The 19551-nt window shown below is 31.7% G+C and carries 15 protein-coding genes, 2 pseudogenes and 1 CRISPR repeat array; of the genes and pseudogenes, 7 read left to right on the top strand and 10 right to left on the bottom strand.

The features are described from left to right. Positions 1 to 13 precede the first annotated feature (13 nt). The 6 genes from H6578_07885 (at position 14) to H6578_07860 (ending at position 6933) form a co-directional block, all read left to right on the top strand. A complete protein-coding gene (locus H6578_07885) occupies positions 14 to 2407 on the top strand; it encodes a phenylalanine--tRNA ligase subunit beta (protein ID MCB9227067.1) in 2394 nt (797 codons plus the stop codon). Beyond that, positions 2407 to 2703, top strand: coding sequence for a hypothetical protein (locus H6578_07880; protein MCB9227066.1), 297 nt, complete (start codon positions 2407 to 2409; stop codon positions 2701 to 2703). The genes H6578_07885 and H6578_07880 overlap by 1 nt, the downstream gene beginning before the upstream one ends. A 2-nt stretch (positions 2704 to 2705) precedes the next feature. Further along, complete coding sequence (locus tag H6578_07875; GenBank protein ID MCB9227065.1) at positions 2706 to 2999, top strand: cell division protein ZapA; 294 nt, start codon at positions 2706 to 2708, stop codon at positions 2997 to 2999. A gap of 63 nt (positions 3000 to 3062) precedes the next feature. Further along, positions 3063 to 4691: a ribonuclease Y gene (gene rny, locus H6578_07870; GenBank protein MCB9227064.1), complete on the top strand. Its 1629-nt coding sequence runs from the start codon at positions 3063 to 3065 to the stop codon at positions 4689 to 4691. A 4-nt stretch (positions 4692 to 4695) separates the two neighbouring features. Beyond that, complete coding sequence (locus H6578_07865) at positions 4696 to 5172, top strand: hypothetical protein (GenBank protein ID MCB9227063.1); 477 nt, start codon at positions 4696 to 4698, stop codon at positions 5170 to 5172. Positions 5173 to 5481: 309 nt separating this feature from the next. After that, on the top strand, positions 5482 to 6933 hold the full coding sequence (locus tag H6578_07860) for an aldehyde dehydrogenase (protein MCB9227062.1): 1452 nt from the start codon (positions 5482 to 5484) through the stop codon (positions 6931 to 6933). A 3-nt stretch (positions 6934 to 6936) separates the two neighbouring features. Here H6578_07860 and H6578_07855 read toward each other — a convergent pair whose 3' ends face one another. The 8 genes from H6578_07855 to H6578_07820 all read right to left on the bottom strand — a co-directional run bounded on the left by H6578_07855 (position 6937) and on the right by H6578_07820 (position 13034). After that, a complete protein-coding gene (locus H6578_07855; GenBank protein ID MCB9227061.1) occupies positions 6937 to 7491 on the bottom strand; it encodes a DNA-3-methyladenine glycosylase I in 555 nt (184 codons plus the stop codon). Between the two features lie 63 nt (positions 7492 to 7554). Continuing rightward, positions 7555 to 8532 carry a pyruvate dehydrogenase complex E1 component subunit beta gene (locus tag H6578_07850; GenBank protein ID MCB9227060.1) on the bottom strand — a complete coding sequence of 326 codons (978 nt, stop codon included), beginning with the start codon at positions 8530 to 8532 and terminating at the stop codon, positions 7555 to 7557. 104 nt (positions 8533 to 8636) lie between these two features. After that, positions 8637 to 9860: an alanine dehydrogenase gene (locus H6578_07845; protein MCB9227059.1), complete on the bottom strand. Its 1224-nt coding sequence runs from the start codon at positions 9858 to 9860 to the stop codon at positions 8637 to 8639. A gap of 18 nt (positions 9861 to 9878) precedes the next feature. After that, a complete protein-coding gene (gene tsaE, locus H6578_07840; protein MCB9227058.1) occupies positions 9879 to 10301 on the bottom strand; it encodes a tRNA (adenosine(37)-N6)-threonylcarbamoyltransferase complex ATPase subunit type 1 TsaE in 423 nt (140 codons plus the stop codon). 58 nt (positions 10302 to 10359) lie between these two features. Beyond that, on the bottom strand, positions 10360 to 10602 hold the full coding sequence (locus H6578_07835) for a hypothetical protein (protein ID MCB9227057.1): 243 nt from the start codon (positions 10600 to 10602) through the stop codon (positions 10360 to 10362). A gap of 71 nt (positions 10603 to 10673) precedes the next feature. After that, on the bottom strand, positions 10674 to 12227 hold the full coding sequence (locus H6578_07830) for a PglZ domain-containing protein (protein MCB9227056.1): 1554 nt from the start codon (positions 12225 to 12227) through the stop codon (positions 10674 to 10676). A 73-nt stretch (positions 12228 to 12300) separates the two neighbouring features. Then, positions 12301 to 12831 (bottom strand): NAD(P)H-dependent oxidoreductase, encoded by a 531-nt coding sequence (locus H6578_07825; GenBank protein MCB9227055.1) that lies wholly within the window; start codon positions 12829 to 12831, stop codon positions 12301 to 12303. A 44-nt stretch (positions 12832 to 12875) separates the two neighbouring features. Continuing rightward, positions 12876 to 13034, bottom strand: a complete 159-nt coding sequence (locus H6578_07820; protein MCB9227054.1) for a hypothetical protein — start codon at positions 13032 to 13034, stop codon at positions 12876 to 12878. A gap of 95 nt (positions 13035 to 13129) precedes the next feature. Between H6578_07820 and H6578_07815 the strand changes: the two genes are divergently transcribed. Further along, a complete protein-coding gene (locus H6578_07815) occupies positions 13130 to 14347 on the top strand; it encodes an HD domain-containing protein (protein ID MCB9227053.1) in 1218 nt (405 codons plus the stop codon). 33 nt (positions 14348 to 14380) lie between these two features. Further along, positions 14381 to 17274: direct repeats of the CRISPR family, unit length 35 nt; unit sequence TTGTGAATTGCTTTCAAATTTGTTCTTTGTATCTT. A gap of 301 nt (positions 17275 to 17575) precedes the next feature. On the opposite strand, the pseudogene cas2 reads toward H6578_07815, so the two are convergent. After that, positions 17576 to 17912: pseudogene (gene cas2 / locus H6578_07810) on the bottom strand (CRISPR-associated endonuclease Cas2). Next, positions 17905 to 18734, bottom strand: a pseudogene (cas1, locus tag H6578_07805) (type II CRISPR-associated endonuclease Cas1). The pseudogenes cas2 and cas1 overlap by 8 nt, the downstream one beginning before the upstream one ends. Between the last annotated feature and the right edge of the window lie 817 nt (positions 18735 to 19551).

Raw genomic sequence — 19551 nt, 5'->3', positions numbered from 1 at the left:
AGAGAAACAGAAAATGAAAATTTCGTACAATTGGTTAAAAGAATATATTGATATAGATATGCCTGCTGAAGATTTAGCAGAAATATTAACCAATACAGGCTTAGAAGTAGAAAAAGTAAACCATATAGAAACCATTCCCGGAGGATTAAAAGGTTTAGTAGTGGGCGTAGTTCTTGAAAAAGCAAAACACCCTAATGCCGATAGATTATCAGTAGCTAAAGTAGATGTAAATAGTGGCGAAATATTAAATATTGTTTGTGGCGCATCTAATTTAGAAGCAGGGCAAAAAGTGGTGGTAGCCACCGTGGGAACAACAATTTACCCAACGGAGGGAGAGCCTTTTACTATAAAAAGAGCAAAACTAAGAGGAGAGGAGTCTTTAGGAATGATATGTGCCGAAGATGAAATAGGATTAGGCACAAGCCATGAGGGCATAATGGTTTTAAGCGAAAATACAAAAGTAGGCACACCTTTAGCAGAACTGTACGAAATAGAAAATGATGTAGTTTTTGAAATAGGTTTAACGCCCAATCGCTCTGATGCTATGAGCCATGTGGGAGTGGCAAGAGATATAATGGCGGCACTTAATGCTGCTGACGGAGGCAATAGAAAATTAAAACAGCCTAAAATAGAAACTACTTTTAATAATATTTCAACAGACTTTAAAATAGAAGTAAAAAATACTCAAAAATGTCCGAGATATAGTGGCATAGTCTTAAAAAATATAACTGTAGATGAATCTCCTAATTGGTTGAAAAACAAATTATTAGCTGTTGATGTTAATCCAATAAACAATGTAGTAGATATTACAAACTACGTTTTAAAAGAATTAGGTCAGCCCTTGCACGCTTTTGATTTATTGGCAGTAAAAGAGAATACAGTAGTAGTACGAAATGCTAAAGAAAATGAAAAATTTGTAAGCTTAGACGATAAAGAACGAACATTAAATGCAGAAGATTTAATGATTTGCAACCCAAAAGAAGCGATGTGTATAGCCGGAGTATTTGGTGGCTTACATTCGGGAGTTTCTAAGCAAACTAAAGCTATATTTTTAGAGAGTGCGTATTTTAATAGCACAACCATTAGAAAAACATCTACTGCCCACGATTTAAGAACAGATGCCGCCCAGCGATATGAAAAAGGAGCAGACCCCAATATTACAATATATGCCTTGCAAAGAGCTGTAGATTTATTGGTTAAATATGCCAATGCCAAAGTTGCGAGCTCTATTTTTGATGAATATCCTAAAGAGATAGAAAAAAGTAAAGTTTTGTTCAATTTAGATAATTTGAATAGATTATCGGGACATAATTTTAAGCCTCAAACAGTTAAAAATATTCTTGCCGATTTAGATATTGAAATCACTGACGAAAAAGACAGCAATTTAACACTTAGTATTCCTTTATACAGAGCAGATGTAAATAGAGAAGCCGATGTAGTAGAAGAAATAATGCGAATTTATGGATACAACAATATAGCTACGCCCAATACGGTACATTCTACGCTTTCTTTTACCAAAGGAATAGACATTAATATTTTAAAAGAAAAAGTGGCAAATACCTTAAATGGCTTGGGTTATTCCGAAATAATGACCAATTCTATTACACAATCTAAATATTATGAAGAAGGAGAGGCGTTGGTGCATCTTCAAAATAGTATGACAAAGGAGTTAGACAGCATGCGTGCGTCTTTAATTCCCGAAGCACTAAATGTTATTAGACACAATGTGAATAGAAAAAGTGGCAATTTAAAATTCTTTGAATTTGGCAACGTTTACAGCCCCGAAAGAACTCAAAAAGAGCAATTAGCTATATATTTAACAGGGAAAGAACTAAATGAAAATTGGATAAATAAAGCAAAAGATGCCAATATTTATCAGTTAAAAGGAGTGGTGGACAGTTTATTTAATAATTTGGGCTTGCAAAATGTTTCAATAAACCAAGAAAATCAAGAATTACATTATACAACCAATAGCAAAGAAATTGCTGTTTTAAAAGAAGTAAATACTACAGAATTAAATAAGTTTGACTTAAAACAAAATGTATATGTTGCCGTTTTAAATTGGGAAACTATTCATTTATTGTTAAACAATAAAAAAACTAAGTTTAGCCAGTTGAGTAAATTTCCTCAAGTTAATAGAGATTTGGCAATAATAGTAGATGAAGAATTGAAATTTGAAGATTTAAAACAAAAAATATATAAACAAAACAATAATTTTTTGAAAAGCATAGAATTATTTGATATATTTAGGGACGAAAATAAAATAGGGAAAAATAAAAAATCTTATGCTTTAAGTTTTACTTTGCAAGATGCTAATAAAACATTAACAGACAGTGATATAGATAAATTTATTAACCAAACTATTGTATTGATAGAAAAAGAATTTAAAGCTACAATAAGAAAATAATGGAAGCCTACTCGTCCAAATTATTAGTCATAATAGACAAAGTTAAGATACTCCTTGATGAAAACATTGAGCTAAAAAATGAGTTAGAACAACTTAATAACGCTAATTTAGCATTGTTAAAAGATGCTGATGAAAAAAATAATTTGATAAAAGAGTTGAAAGAGAAAAATCAAATGCTTACATTAGCAAAAAGTATAGGCGGAGAAGAAGAACCGCTTAAAAAAACAGAATTGAAACGTAAGTTAAACGAATATATAAAAGAAATTGATAAGTGCATAGCCTTGCTTAATGAATAAATATGAGTGATAACAACAAAGATGTAATCAACATAAATGTAATAATAGCTGACAGACCTTATCCTTTAAAAATAAAAAAGGAAGAGGAAGAAGAGGTTAGAAAAGCTGCCAAAGCCATAAATGACAAGGTAATGCAGTTTCAGCAGGTGTATGCGGCAAAAGATAAACAAGATTATTTAGCTATGTGTGCATTAATGTATGCCGTGCAAAATATAGAATCAAAAAAAAATACTAATTCAGAAAACAGCAGTTTATATGCTCAAATAGAAGAATTAGAATCCTTATTATCTATTTAATTCCTTTTAAAAATATAATCGTTTTTGCTTACTATTTTATAATAAATAAAAAGTAAAACAAACATGAACCCAGTATTAATAATTGTTGGCGTTTTAGTTGGTTTGCTGGTAGGGTTTGTAATTGGTAAATTACTAACAGGAAGCAAAGCCAAAGAAATAGATAATGCCGCTAAAAATGAAGCAAATCTTTTATTAGAAAAAGCTAAAGCCAATGCCCAAAGCTTGGTAGAAAAAGCCGAAGACAAAGCTAAAAACGTAGAAGAGAAAGCAAAAACACGAGAAGAAAGTATTAAGCAAAGTAAAATTTTAGAAGCTAAAGAATTTTTTATTCAGAAAAAGCAAGAGTTTGATAGCGAAGCAAATACAAGAAACCAAAAAATACAGCACAGAGAAAACCAGCTTAAAGACCAGCAAAAATCTTTAAGCAAAAAAATGGAAGAAAACTCAAGGCGAGAAAAAGAGTTAGAAGGCTTAAATGAAGATTTATCTCATCAAATGGAATTGATGAATATAAAGAAAGAGCAAGTAGAAAAAGAGCATGAAGAATTTGTAAAGAAATTAGAATCTATTTCAAATTTATCGGCTAAAGAAGCTAAAGAGCAACTGATAGAAACGCTTAAAAAAGAAGCGGAAACCGATGCACTTTCTCACATTAAAGAAATAATGGACGAAGCAAAAGCTAAAGCTAATAAAGAAGCTAAAAAAATAGTTATACAAACCATACAGCGTACAGCTGCGGAGCACGCTATTGAAAATACCGTTTCAGTTTTTAATCTTCAATCTGACGACCAAAAAGGACAGATAATAGGTAGAGAAGGTAGAAACATTAGAGCATTAGAAGCCGCCACAGGTTGCGAAATAGTAGTAGATGACACACCGGAAGCAATTGTTATTTCGGGTTTTGACCCTATAAGAAGAGAAATAACCCGTTTATCATTACAAAGATTAACAACAGACGGTAGAATACACCCTGCCAGAATAGAAGAAGTGGTTAAAAAAACTACCAAGCAATTAAATGACCACTTAATGGAAATAGGCGAACGTACCATTATAGATATGGGAATTTCGGGCATGCATCCGGAGTTGGTTCGTTATGTGGGGCGTATGCGTTTCCGTTCTTCTTATGGGCAAAATTTATTGCAACACTCCAGAGAAACAGCCAATTTGTGTGCTACAATGGCAGCCGAGTTAGGTTTAAATGTAAAATTAGCCAAAAGAGCAGGATTACTACACGATATAGGCAAAGTGCCTGATGAGGAAAGCGAATTATCTCACGCACTGTTAGGTATGAAATTATGCGAGAAATATGGCGAACATCCTGCGGTATGCAATGCCGTAGGTGCCCACCACGATGAAATAGAAATGAAATACGCTATTTCGCCAATTATTCAATCTTGTGATGCAATATCGGGAGCAAGACCTGGAGCAAGAAGAGAAATAATGGAAAGCTACTTGCAACGTATAAAAGAGCTGGAAAGCTTAGCACTTGGCTATGAAGGTGTAGAAAAAGCTTATGCTATACAAGCAGGTAGAGAATTGCGTGTAATAGTAGAAAGTAGCAAAGTAGATGATAAACAATCAGAACAGTTATCTTTTGAAATTTCTAAAAAAATAGAAGACGAAATGACATATCCGGGGCAAGTAAAAGTTACCGTGATAAGAGAAATGCGTTCCGTTTCAGTAGCACGATAGTATGATGATAAGATTTATTACAAGCATATTAGTTTTAGGTATATTAGTTTCTTGCAAAAGTTCATCAAATGATGTTAAGTCAGAAACAACGGTAACAGCGGAGGCAGTACAGCAAGAAACGGTAGCCAATACTTATGAAACACTTCCTGCGGAAATAAGAGGAATATTAGCCACAGAAACCACAAATATAGAAGCAACTATGTATGAAAGTGGCGGTAGTTTTTCATTAGGAGATAAGCAAAGTGCCGTAAAATTTGTAGATTTTCTTGAAGATAAAACACCTTCTCAATTAAGCCAACATCAAATAGGGCACATTATGTTTTTAAAAGACGGAGAAGAATTATTGTTTTTAACCGTTTTTAAAATAGGTGATAAGGCATATACTAAATATGCCGATGCAGAAAACAACAAAACCTATTACAATATGTTGGGCGGGCAAGCTGCCAATATGTTTTTAAACTTAAAATTGCAGACTAAGTAGATATTCATAAATGAAGATAGTATTTTAATTAATTATCCTCAATGGGTTTAAACCCATTGAAAACCTATTGATTTTATTAAATATTTTATACCGATTAGGAATATATAATAGTCCAATCTCAGCTACGCCTTATTGATTGATTAGTGTTTTCTCGCAAAGTCGCTAAGAACGCTAAAACTGTATAGTTTTTTAACTGATTTGAAAATGAGGGAATTTGGAAATTGGGATTACCGCATTCGCTACAATGACGATTTTTGGAGAAGGTTTAAGCCTAATCGGTATTAAAATATCTTTATTAACTTTGCTTTTATGCAAATACCTAAATATTTACAAAACTATATTAATGGCAAATTGCAAAAGCCAATAGATAACCAATATATAGATAATGTTAATCCAGCAATAGGAGAAGTTTATAGCCAAATTCCGCTAAGTAATCATAAAGATTTAGAAAAAGCCGTACAAAGTGCTAAAGAAGCTTTTCCTTTTTGGTCTAATGCCGGAATAAAATACAGAAGTGAAATACTAATAAAATTAGCTCAACTAATAAAAGAAAATGAAGATTTTTTAGCCCAAGCAGAATCTTTAGATAATGGGAAACCGATAAAATTGGCAAAAGCTGTAGATATACCCAGAGCATACGATAATATTCATTTTTTTGCTACGGCAATAGAGCATTTTGCCAGTGAAGCTCACCACATGGAAAACACGGCTATTAACTACACACTTCGCAGACCGATAGGCGTGGTAGGCTGTATTTCTCCATGGAATTTACCCTTGTATTTATTCACTTGGAAAATAGCTCCGGCATTAGCATCGGGCAACTGTGTGATAGCCAAACCAAGCGAAGTTACGCCCTTAACGGCTTATCTTTTTTCCGAATTATGTATTAAAGCCGGCTTACCCAAAGGTGTTTTAAATATTTTGCATGGCACAGGGCAATCTATTGGGCAAGAAATAGTAGCTCACCCCGAAATTAAAGCCATTTCTTTCACGGGAGGAACCGCTACAGGAGCACATATAGCTAAAACGGCAGCTCCTATGTTTAAAAAACTAAGTTTAGAGTTGGGAGGCAAAAACCCTAATATTATATTTAATGATGCCAATATAGAGGAAGCTGTTGATACTTCTGTAAAAGCCGCTTTTAGTAACCAAGGGCAAATATGTTTGTGTGGTTCAAGAATATATGTTCAGGCAGATATTTATGATGAATTTAAGGAAAAGTTTGTAGCCAAGGTAAAACAACTAAAAGTAGGCAATCCGGCAGATGAAAATACCAATATAGGAGCTGTGGTTTCTAAACCACATTTTGATAAAATATTGAAACACATAGCAATAGCTAAAGAAGAAGATGGCAAAATTCTTACAGGAGGAAAACCTATTACTATAGAAGGGGCATTTAAAAATGGCTTTTATATAGAACCTACGGTAATTGAAAATTTACCTTTGGCATGCTCTACCAATAAAGATGAAATTTTTGGACCGGTAGTAACTTTAAATAAATTTGAAACAGAAGAAGAAGTAATAGCTTTAGCCAATGATAACAGATACGGACTTTCTGCCACTATTTTTACCGAAGATTTAAGAAAAGCCCATCGGGTAGCAGAAAAAATAGAAGCAGGCATTGTGTGGGTTAATACATGGCTGCTAAGAGATTTACGTACGCCATTTGGCGGAGTAAAAAGCAGTGGAGTAGGGCGTGAGGGAGGTTTTGAAGCTTTACGCTTTTTTACGGAACCTAAAAATATTTGTATAAAATATTGAGGTTTAATGTCTAAAACAATCTGTAGTATGGTCGTTTACCATGCCTGTGGCTTGCATGTGGGCATAAATAATAGTGCTACCTACAAATTTAAAACCTCTTTTCTTTAAGTCCTTACTTATTTTATCGGAAAGTTCTGTTTTAGCAGGTACTTCTTTTATGTTTTTATAATGGTTTATAATAGGTTTACCATTCACAAATCCCCAAATATATTTACTGAAACTGCCAAATTCTTTTTGTATATCCATAAAAGCTTTTGCATTGGTAACGGTAGCGTTAACTTTCAATTTATTTCTAACTATGCCTTCATTCTTGAGTAACTCTGTTATTTTTTTAGCATCATATTTTGCTATTTTCTTATAATCAAAATTGTCAAAAGCTAATCTAAAACTTTCTCTTTTTTTAAGTATCGTTATCCAACTCAATCCTGCTTGAAAACCTTCTAAAATTAAAAACTCAAATAATTTATCGTCATCATAAACAGGTACGCCCCATTCTTCATCATGGTATTTTATATAAAGGTCATCTGAACTTACCCAAGCACATCTTTTTTTGGTCATTGGTTAACTGTTATCTGATTACTTATTATTTGTTATCTGAATATCTTATTGTATAAAAAATTGCTAAACATACATTGCTTCTTTAACGGCTTGCACTACTCTTTTTACCGTAGGTAAATAAGCATCTACAAGGTTGGGAGCATAGTGCATATTAGCATCTGCTCCACTTATGCGTTTTATTGGAGCATCTAAATAGTCAAAAGCGTGTTTTTGTACTTGGTAAGTAATTTCAGAAGCTATATTCCCAAAAGGCCAGCTTTCATCTATAATTACCAATCTATTAGTTTTCTTTAAAGATTGTACAATAGTAGGGTAGTCTAAAGGTCTAATAGTTCTTAAATCTATAACTTCCGCTTGTATGCTTTCTTCTGCCAATGCTTCGGCAGCCTCTAAAGCTACTTTCATCATTTTGTTAAAAGAAACAATCGTTACGTCTGTTCCTGCTCTTTTAATATCAGCTTTTCCTATGGGAATTAAGTATTCTTCTTCCGGCACTTCACCCATATCGCTGTACATTAGTTCAGATTCCATAAAGCAAATAGGGTCGTTATCTCTTATAGCGGATTTTAATAAACCTTTAGCATCATAAGGATTTGAAGGAGAAATAACTTTTAAACCGGGCACGTTTGCCATCCAGCTTTCAAAAGTTTGTGAGTGCGAAGCTCCTAACTGACCTGCACTACCGCTTGCTCCTCTAAACACAACAGGGCAATGAAACTGACCGCCACTCATACTATGTATTTTAGCTGCTCCGTTTACAATTTGGTCAAATGCTAATACTGCAAAATTCCATGTCATAAATTCTACAATAGGGCGTACGCCATTCATGGCGGCACCGACAGCTATTCCTGAAAAACCTAATTCAGAAATTGGCGTGTCAATAATACGTTTGGGCCCAAATTCATCAAGCATTCCTTGGCTTACTTTGTAAGCACCATTGTATTCTGCTACTTCTTCGCCCATTAAAAAAACCAATTTATCTCTACGCATTTCTTCTGTCATAGCTTCTCGTAGGGCATCTCTATATCGTATTTGTCTCATAGTTTAAAGTTTGGAGTTTCAAAGATAAGGATTAAGACCGAAATAGATACTTTGAAAGTATAAAATTCAAAATAATTAAGACTATTTTAAATTAACAATTGGTATTAAAATCCTGCTCCAAAAATTAAATTCAAATTGGTGTATTTAATATCAAATTTTTGAGATAAATGATTGTGGGTTAAATGCCCGTTGTATGTGTATATGCCTTTGCAAGCACCACGGTCGTATCTTATTAAGTTAGAAATACCTCCTACACTGTCTGCTTTAAATAAAATGGGTGTAAGCAAGTGGCTAAACGCAAAACTTGCCGTTTGAGCTACACGAGCAGGAATATTTGGTACACAATAATGTATTACATCATGCTCTACATAAGTAGGATTTTCTAAAGTTGTCATTCTGCTGGTAGCAAAACAGCCACCTTGGTCTATACTTACATCTACAATTACCGCACCTTTTTTCATATTCTCTACAATTTCTTCCGAAACTATTTCGGGAGTTCTTCCCGTAGGGCTGTGTATAGCACCTATTACTACATCAGCTTCTAAAATTTCTTTTTTCAATACTTCGGGGGTTATTACGGAAGTAAATACCCTTTGTCCTATATTGTTTTGTAATTGTGTAAGTTTATGTAAATCATTATCAAAAACAGAAATTTGAGCTCCTAAACCCAATGCCGCTCTGGCAGCAAATGTACCTACTGTGCCGGCTCCTAATAGCACAACTTTAGCTGGTGGCACACCGGAAATGCCTCCTAAAAACATGCCTTTGCCATTATTTACATTGCTCATTAATTCTGCTGCTATTAGTATAGCGTTAGAACCTGCTATTTCACTCATGGCTGTAACAAAAGGATAATTATTAGCTTCATCTTGATAAAATTCATAAGCAATGGCGTTAATTTTTTTCTTCATCAAGCCATATAAATATTCCTTTGTAATAGTGGGAATATGTATAGGCGAAACTAAAAATTGGTTGGGCTGCATTAGCTCAATTTCAAAAAGGGTAGGAGGTGCTACTTTTATAATTAAATCGGCTTGAAAAACTTCTTCTATGTTTTTGGTAACTTGTGCTCCTGCTTCGGCATATAAATAATCTGAAAACCCGCATAGTTTTCCTGCATCGTGTTCTAAAGTAACCCGATGTCCGTTTGCCACAAGAACTCTTACAGCATCGGGCGTTAAACCTATTCGGTTTTCATTAAAAGTACGTTCTTTAGGTAGTCCTATGTAAAGTTTTTTTTCTTTACTTTTAACCATCACGGCTTCCACAAGGGGCATAATGCCAAAATGTTCGGGAGTAAGGTTTTGTTTTGATGAATCTTCAGACATTATTTACATTTTGCATTTTCAAAAATTAAAAATACAAATTTTTCTCTCATTTTCATTTAATTTTTCAATCTCTATTTTTAAACCTGCTTCAATAAATGGTTCTACTAACTGAGGCCATTCTATTAAACAAATATTGTTGCTCTCTATATAATCAATAGCTCCTATGCTAAATAACTCTTGCTCATCTTTAAGCCTGTACAAATCAAAATGTACTATATCTTCATCAGTATTTAGTTCGTACAAATTAATAAGGGCAAAGGTAGGGCTACTTACTTCATTGCGGCTACCTAATAGTTTTACTAATTCTTTAATCATGGTAGTTTTGCCCGAACCCATTTCGCCATAAAAAAGTATTTTTTTGTTTTCTTTTATAAAAGGCAATATTTCTTTGCAAAAAGAGGGTAGTTGTTTTAATGAAACGGTTTCTTCAATGGTTTTCAATGTTTTATGTTTGGAGTTTGAAGTTTTTTTTGTTTAAAGTTGGCTGTTTTTGTCCAAATTACATTTCGTTTAGCCATTCAAGATTTCTTTTGTCCATTGCTTCTTGAGAAATCAATTTGCCATTTTTTATATCTTGCTCACTCATTTCCAACATTGTTTTTTGTTCATCATTTAATTCTATTATCTCTGATTCTGAAGAACTGGAAGAAATTAATTTATCTAAGGCTAATAAAAAATCTTTATTTTTTATAGAAAGTATTTTTTCTATTAATCCATTTCTTATGCTGTCAACTGTTGCCATTCTCTTGTAATGTTATTGTTTAAATATCCGAAAAAAATCTTGTTTTGCCTAATGATTTTTCATTTTTAAAGTTATTTTGCTTTAAGTTCTATGTACGGTATTATCATTTCTTCTAAAGAAATACCGCCATGCTGAAAAGTATCTTTAAAATATTGAACAAATTTATTGTAGTTATTTTGGTAAACTAAATATATATCTTCTTTAGCAAAAATGTAGCTTGAACTTAAATTAGTTGAAGGTAAGTGTGCCTGTTTTGGGTCTTTAACTTCAAAAACATCTCGGGCTTCAAACGCTAAGCTTTTGCCTGTTTTATATCTTATATTGGTAGATGTATTTCTATCGCCTATACATTTTGATGGATGCTGAACTAATTTCATGCCGTGGTCGGTAGTTATTACTATGTTTACATCTTTGTCTATTAATTTTTTTATAGCATTGTGTAGCGGTGAGTGCTCAAACCAACTTAATGTTAACGAACGAAAAGCACTATCATCGCTTGCCAACTCTTTTATCATATCCATTTCTGTTTTAGCATGAGAAACGGTATCTACAAAATTATAAACTATAACATTGAGTTTATTATTAAGTAAATTATTCATGTTGTCTTCTAAAAGTTTGCCTGCATCAAAATTGGTTACTTTAGTGTAACTTACTTTTATTGGCTCTCTGAAAGTTCTCTTTATCAGCTCATTAACTAATTCTTCTTCATAAAGATTTTTGCCACCTTCGTCTTCATCATTTTTCCAATAGTTAGGGTAATGTTCTTGAATTTGCAAAGGCGTTAATCCACTAAAAATGGCGTTTCGGGCGTATTGAGTTGCCGTAGGCAGTATGCTGTAAAACATATCTTCTTGCTGCACTTTAAAGTTTTCTAACAATACAGGCTCTATAGCTTTCCACTGGTCATAACGGAAATTATCTATTAAAATAAAGAAAGTAGGTTTATCTTGTTTTAGCAAGTTAAAAACTTTTTCTTTAAATAAGTTGTGAGATAAAAGAGGAGCTTCGTCTGTATTTTTAAACCAATCAATATAATTTTTAGTTACATATTTAGCAAATTCTTTATTGGCTTCAGACTTTTGGCTGGCTAATATTTCAGCCATTTCGTTGGTGTTAGATTTATCTAATTCCAATTCCCAAAAAATTAGTTTTTTGTATAAATCTATCCATTCGCTGTGGTCTAAGCGGTCTTGCATACGCATAAACAGTTTTTGAAAATCTTGTTGATATGCCGATTGTGTTTTTTCTTTTACTAGTCGTTTGTTATCTACTATTTTCTTTAAAGTAAGCAGTATTTGCTGCGATTTTACAGGCTTAATTAAATAGTCGGTAATTTGCGAACCAATGGCTTCTTCCATTAGGTCTTCTTCTTCATTTTTAGTTATCATTACCACAGGAATATGTTGTTTTATTTCCTTTATTTTAGGCAATGTTTCCAAGCCTGAAAGACCAGGCATTGATTCGTCTAAAAAAACAATATCTATTTCTTCTTCTTGTACTTTATCTATGGCATCTTGCCCATTAGACACGGGTACAATTTCATATCCTTTGCTTTCTAAAAACATGATTTGGGGCTTAAGCAAATCTATTTCATCATCAGCCCATAAAATTTTAATATTTGACATAAAAACAATTGTAATTTTATAAGAAAACTGTAATTCTGTTGAATTATTGTAAAGGTCTTACTAAAAGTTGAGCTTAAAGCTCTTGTTCAATTTTTTTAACTTTTGATTTTAAGCTAAGCAAAAGTTCTTCATTAATAATGCCTTTACCTTCTTTAAAGTTTTTGCTAAATTCCGGTAGTGAAAATGTATCTAAAACCACACCTCCATTAAATGGAAACCTATTTTTTGCCATAGCTAACACAAATTGTCCACCTTTCTGTCCATCTGATGTTGCCATGAGTAAAATGGGTTTGTTTTCAAAAACAGTTCTGTTAGGTATTCGGCTTGTCCAGTCAAATAAATTTTTAAAAGCAGCGGTGTAAGCTCCATTATGCTCAGCTAATGACATTACTATTAAATTGCAGTTATCTATATGCTGAGCAAAAGAATAAGCTTGCTTAGGAATGCCATTTTTTTCTTTGTCTTCGCTAAAAACAGGCATTTCAAAATCATTCAAATCTATAAAATCTATATTTTTTGTATTGAATAAAGTACAAGTAAACTGTACTAATTTTTTATTTATAGATTGAGAACTGCTACTACCTGCAAAGGCTAAAATTTTCATCTTATTTGTTTATTATTTGTAGTTTTTTAATGCCCAATTTTGCGTTATTGTGCTTTATTAAAAGTAGCTTTTACCGCATCATGAAAACCTGGGTGTTGGCTTTCTAAATATTGTTCATAGTCTGTTAATCCACATTTTTCATGTGTTAATTGAGCAAAAGCAATAGAAAAAAGTGATAGAATAGTTAGCAAATATTTAATCATGTTTAAAATTTTGTGTGAAAATACAATTTTTATCCATGTCTTTAAAAATTTATTTCATTTAACTTGATTGCGTACCTTTGATTCAAATATTAATTATGAAGCAAAAAGTTATTAATGACCCTGTTCATGGTTTTATATCCATTTCTGATAAACTCATTTTTAATATTATTGAACATCCTTATTTTCAGCGTTTAAAAAGGATAAAACAGTTGGGATTAACATATTTAGTATATCCCGGTGCTCATCATACACGTTTTCATCATGCACTTGGGGCTTATCATTTAATGAAAAAAGCCATTAATGTACTGCAAAACAAAGGCGTAAAAATTACTAAAGAAGAAGCATTGGCGGCTCAATTAGCTATTTTACTCCACGATATTGGGCATGGACCTTTTTCTCATACCTTAGAGCATATACTAATTAAAGGTACTTCGCATGAGAAAATTTCATTGCTATATATGCAAAAACTTAATGAAGAATTTAATGGTCAATTAGATTTAGCAATAAAGATTTTTACTAATCAATATCATAAAAAGTTTTTGTATCAATTAGTAAGCGGACAGCTTGATGTAGATAGACTAGATTATTTAACCCGAGATAGCTATTTTACAGGTGTAAGCGAAGGCGTTATTAACTACAATAGAATTATTGACATGATAGATGTATTTGATAATGAGCTTGTTGTAGAATCTAAAGGTATTTACTCCGTAGAGAAATTTTTAGTTTCAAGACGTATTATGTATTGGCAGGTTTATTTGCATAAAACCGTAATTAGTGCCGAGCAAATGCTGGTAAAAGTAGTGCAAAGAGCTCAAGAATTGGCTAAAAAAGACACTGATGTTTCTACAAGAACTATGATGGACTTTTTTTTGAGTGAAAAATCTCAAGATAAAAACTCCGATAATTTTCTTTTAAATTTTTCAAAGCTTGACGATATAGATGTTTTGGCTTCGCTGAAAGTTTGGAGCAACCATAACGACAAAATTTTGTCTTTTTTGAGCAATAGTTTATTAAATAGGAAACTGTTTAAAATTAAAATTCAAAATGAGGATTTTAAGCCTAAAACAATAGCAGAAATTAGAGATAAATTAATAGCTAAGCTTAATGTTTCTGAAAATGAAGTGTCATATTTAATGCCGTATAAATCAATAACAAGCTATTTGTATCATCCCGACCATGCTAAAATTAAAATACTGTTTAAAAACAATAAAGTATTAGATTTTATAGATGCATCTGACCAATGGAACACTTTAACGGTAGAAAAAGCTGTTACCAAACATTATGTTTGTTTTCCTAAGCAGATGTTGGACTAACAGATTTTGGAAGATGAAATATATCAGATAAGATTTATTTGCTCTTTCAAATTTGTTCTTTGTATCTTTGATTTACAACCAACTGAAATTTTAGCGGAGCAAGGTATAGGTTGTGAATTGCTTTCAAATTTGTTCTTTGTATCTTTGATTTACAACTCAAAAACAAAGAAACAATGACAACATTAGGTTGTGAATTGCTTTCAAATTTGTTCTTTGTATCTTTGATTTACAACAAATACATTAATTGAAGAATTCAACAAGTAGTTGTGAATTGCTTTCAAATTTGTTCTTTGTATCTTTGATTTACAACTCTCACACACAGACACAAATGGAGATAACGTTGTGAATTGCTTTCAAATTTGTTCTTTGTATCTTTGATTTACAACGCAAGGATAAATACAACCGCCACCAAGAATGTTGTGAATTGCTTTCAAATTTGTTCTTTGTATCTTTGATTTACAACGCTCACATATGCATGCAAGAAGCAATTAACGTTGTGAATTGCTTTCAAATTTGTTCTTTGTATCTTTGATTTACAACCTATAGCCCAAATAATTCCTGCCGACTGAGGTTGTGAATTGCTTTCAAATTTGTTCTTTGTATCTTTGATTTACAACGCAAAGTTATAGTTCAATAGTTCAGAAAGTTGTGAATTGCTTTCAAATTTGTTCTTTGTATCTTTGATTTACAACAAAAAGGAAACCAGCTATAAAATCTACAGTTGTGAATTGCTTTCAAATTTGTTCTTGTATCTTTGATTTACAACGCAGGATAAATACAATATTCAAGAATGTTGTGAATTGCTTTCAAATTTGTTCTTTGTATCTTTGATTTACAACAATTATTTAATCGTTTCTGCATTGTTAAGTTGTGAATTGCTTTCAAATTTGTTCTTGTATCTTTGATTTACAACCTTTTACAGAACGATACCAAGATATTTCAGTTGTGAATTGCTTTCAAATTTGTTCTTTGTATCTTGATTTATAACTAATAATCATATTAGGTTGCCATGGTTGTGAATTGCTTTCAAATTTGTTCTTTGTATCTTTGATTTACAACATAACGATGTTTAACTGTCGGATTTAGTTGTGAATTGCTTTCAAATTTGTTCTTTGTATCTTTGATTTACAACTTTTGAAAGTGTAACATAGAAGTTTCAAGTTGTGAATTGCTTTCAAATTTGTTCTTTGTATCTTTGATTTACAACAGCATCGTTTAGCCTTATATTGTCTTTTGTTGTGAATTGCTTTCAAATTTGTTCTTTGTATCTTTGATTTACAACAAGCATAGTAGTTTTACCAACTCACGACCGTTGTGAATGCTTTCAAATTTGTTCTTTGTTTGATTAACTGTTTATTGTTTCAAATTTTCTTTGTATCTTTGATTTACAACAGAAAGATACAGCATGGTATGGAGTTGTGAATTGTTCAAATTTGTTCTTTGTATCTTTGATTTACACAAATGGACAATTTACAAGAAGTACAGTTGTGAATTGCTTTCAAATTTGTTCTTTGTATCTTTGATTTACAACTCATTTAAATAGCTATAATAAACTATTGCGTTGTGAATTGCTTTCAAATTTGTTCTTTGTATCTTTGATTTAACCATAAAAACGTAAACAAATGACATTATTAGTTGTGAATTGCTTTCAAATTTGTTCTTTGTATCTTTGATTTACAACCTTCAATAATTGAAGTTTCATATTTAACAGGTTGTGAATTGCTTTCAAATTGTTCTTTGTATCTTTGATTTACAACTTTCCTCTGGAAACCTAAATCGTTTGAATTGCTTTCAAATTGTTCTTTGTATTTTGATTTACAAATTGTAAGAATAGTATAGACTTCAAGTTGTGAATTGCTTTCAAATTTGTTCTTTGTATCTTTGATTTACAACTTGACATTCTTTTATTTCTCCAACTATGTTGTGAAGTTTTTCAAATTTGTTCTTTGTATCTTTGATTTACAACAGTGGAACTGAAATATAGACGAAAACAGTTGTGAATTGCTTTCAAATTTGTTCTTTGTATCTTTGATTTACAACGCTCGTTAAATAACCTATACATAGTAGATGTTGTGAATTGCTTTCAAATTTGTTCTTTGTATCTTTGATTTACAGATGTTGAAATAAAGAACAAATCTTTGTGAATTGCTTCAAATTTGTTCTTTGTATCTTTGATTTACAACATAAGTTGTAAGTCTGATATATAAGAAGTTGTGAATTGCTTTCAAATTTGTTCTTTGTATCTTTGACTTACAACTTCAAAACGATTTAGCGTTTGATGTAATTGTGTTGTGAATTGCTTTCAAATTTGTTCTTTGTATCTTTGAAACTTAAATTTACAATTTCTTGCCACGTTTAAACCATACTCGTCAGTTGTTGTGAATTGCTTTCAAATTGTTCTTTGTATCTTTGACTTACAACATTGTAAGAGACTTCATACACTTACAGAGATGTGGATTGCTTTCAAATTTGTTCTTTGTATCTTTGATTTACAACTGATATAGGAGTTCGTATATACAAAAGTGGAGTTGTGAATTGCTTTCAAATTTGTTCTTGTATCTTTGACTTACAACTTACCGTAGTATGCAGTGGTTGTGAATTGCTTTCAAATTTGTTCTTTGTATCTTTGATTAAAAACGTTGTTTATAGTAAAGCGTCAGATTATGACGTTGTGTGCAAATTGTTCTTTGTATCTTTGACTTAATTAAAAGGTTGTGAATTGCCTGAAACTCTCCCATTAAGTGAATTGCTTTCAAATTTGTTCTTTGTATCTTTTACAACTCATTCGTATCTTTGACTACAGAATGCGTAACTAGTTGTGATTGCTTTCAAATTTGTTCTTGTATCTTTGATTTACAATGAAAGCTCGGTCTAAGTTCAACTTCAATACTGTTGTGTGCTTTCAAATTTGTTCTTTGTATCTTTGATTACGCATAGGTTTGATGTTTCAAATTGTCGTATTTGAACAATGACGACAAGACAGTTGTAATTGCTTTCAAATTGTTCTTTATCTTGATTACAATGAAATAGTTGTGAATTGCTTTCAAATCGTATTTTGACTACAACTTATAGTCATAGTTGTGGAATTGCTTTCAAATTTGTTCTTTGTATCTTTGACTTTACAACAGAATAAGCTAAAACCCTTATTTAGTAAGGGTTTACATTAAATTTACAAAGAAAAAATGTCCCAACTCAAGTCTTTAAAGACAAAGTGGGACATTTTTATTTTTAAAATAATTCCAATTGTTGATAACCTGCTTGTGGTTCTTCCTTTTTTCCTCCATAATATATTTCCATATTACCAAATTGAACATCTGTAATAGTTAATATACCTACATGACCATTGGGGGGAATAATGTTTTTTATTCTTTTAATATGTACATCTGCATTTCTCTGCTGGGACAGTGACGCATATAAATAGAAAATTGAAACATATTAAAACCACTATTCAGTACTTTTTTTCTAAATTGGGCATATTGTTTTTTATCTTTTTAGTTTCTGTTGGCAAATCAAAAAATACAAACACCCACATTATTCTATATGCATTTAAACGTTCACTATTCATTATATAAAAGGGTAGGGTATAGCAGTTTTCTTTGCTCGCCTAAATAACAAGAGGCTAAGGAAGCGGTTGTTCTTTGCATGGCTACTAACAAGGGGCTTTTTTTATTGTCAATTATCACATCCATACTTAAAGAATTAAGGAGTTTAACTTTTAATTCTGTATTTAATTCTTTTATGTGAGAAGTTGAATGGATTATTTCCCTTACTATACTATCAATATATGGGCGATAGGGTTCCATAATATCATCTGCTAAACAATAGGCATTATATCTGTTTCTATGAAAAATGCCAAAAGTGGGTAGTAAGCCACTCCCTACTAAACTACGAGCCATTGATGCCCTAATAATTGCATAGCCGTAATTCAATAAATTATTGGGTGGTGCTCCTTCTCTTTTTCTAAAAAAATTCCAAGAGGGTGGAAATAATCGTTGCCAATAATATACTGCTGCTTTGGCTTCATTATTATCTGTATCGCCTGAACGTACGGTTCTAATTAAATTATCTAAATAAGCGGTTTCCACATTCCAATTATTTAATAAGGCACGCTGATTTTGAATTTTAGCTATAATAGTTTGTTGCCATAATTGCTTTTTTAGTGGTTCACTTGCCTCTATTTGTGCTTTAAAACGTTCGCTTTGTACAGAATGCCCATCTAAATTAAGCATCATACCGCTTGGGTGTTTTTGTTTATTGCAACAAACAACTGCTCATTATTTTCAATTAATTTATTGAGTAGGGGATGAGTGATGTTTATTTGGTCATGTTCTAATAAAAGCATGGCAATATCTTCTATAGGCACAGTTTTATTGGGCATATCTTCCATTCCTTTTACATGGTTGTATTTGAATACCAACTGTTCGTTTTAGTACTTAAACTACATGGATTACCTACAAAATAGTGCGTTTATCATTGCTTATGCTTTAGAAATTTTCCTATAGATCCATCTAATTTCATTCAAACATCTGCATTGTTACTTTCATCATCAAACTTTGATAATTTGTACCAATACACATTTAACTTTGAATCGTATGATGTTAAATCGGCAACACTCTTTTAGAAATAAATTGTTTTTTAAAATCTACCAATTTTCGTTAATCAAAATCTTTTACATCCCAATCAATTTCTTTTATTTCATTTGTCATCTGTTAAATAGACTAATCACTGCAAAAGAATTATTTTATCAAATCCAATTTCTATCTTGTATAATCTTTTTCCTTGAAATACAGTTCATTACTTATCAGTAATAAAAATTATTCTTTTTTCATGTTGTTGGTTTCAAACCATTACAAAATAAATTTGGATCTACTTCTACATACTGCCCAAATTTTGTTGTTTCTATCCTTTTTCATATTTTACTTTAGTAATTGACCTGCTAGCAAGATTATAAGTTCTCCTTGAAACTCAGAACTGAAAACTTCTTTTATCTACATCTAAATTATTTCTATTTCATCTTCAGTTAAATTTGGAAACAATTTTTAATTCTCTTTGCATTAATTCTTTTTTTTTTTCTTTTTAAAAATCTTAAAATCATCTAAATTTCTGAAGCAATTTTCCCAAAACTTTCCATTTAACATGTATTTTGTCAATTTTTTGTGATCAAATGATTTATCAAGAGTTACTCTTTTCGTAGCATATCTTAA

Source organism: Chitinophagales bacterium, from assembly GCA_020635995.1.
Taxonomy (GTDB): Bacteria; Bacteroidota; Bacteroidia; order Chitinophagales; family UBA8649; genus JAFMKE01.
This window is presented reverse-complemented; position numbering and strand designations above follow the sequence as displayed.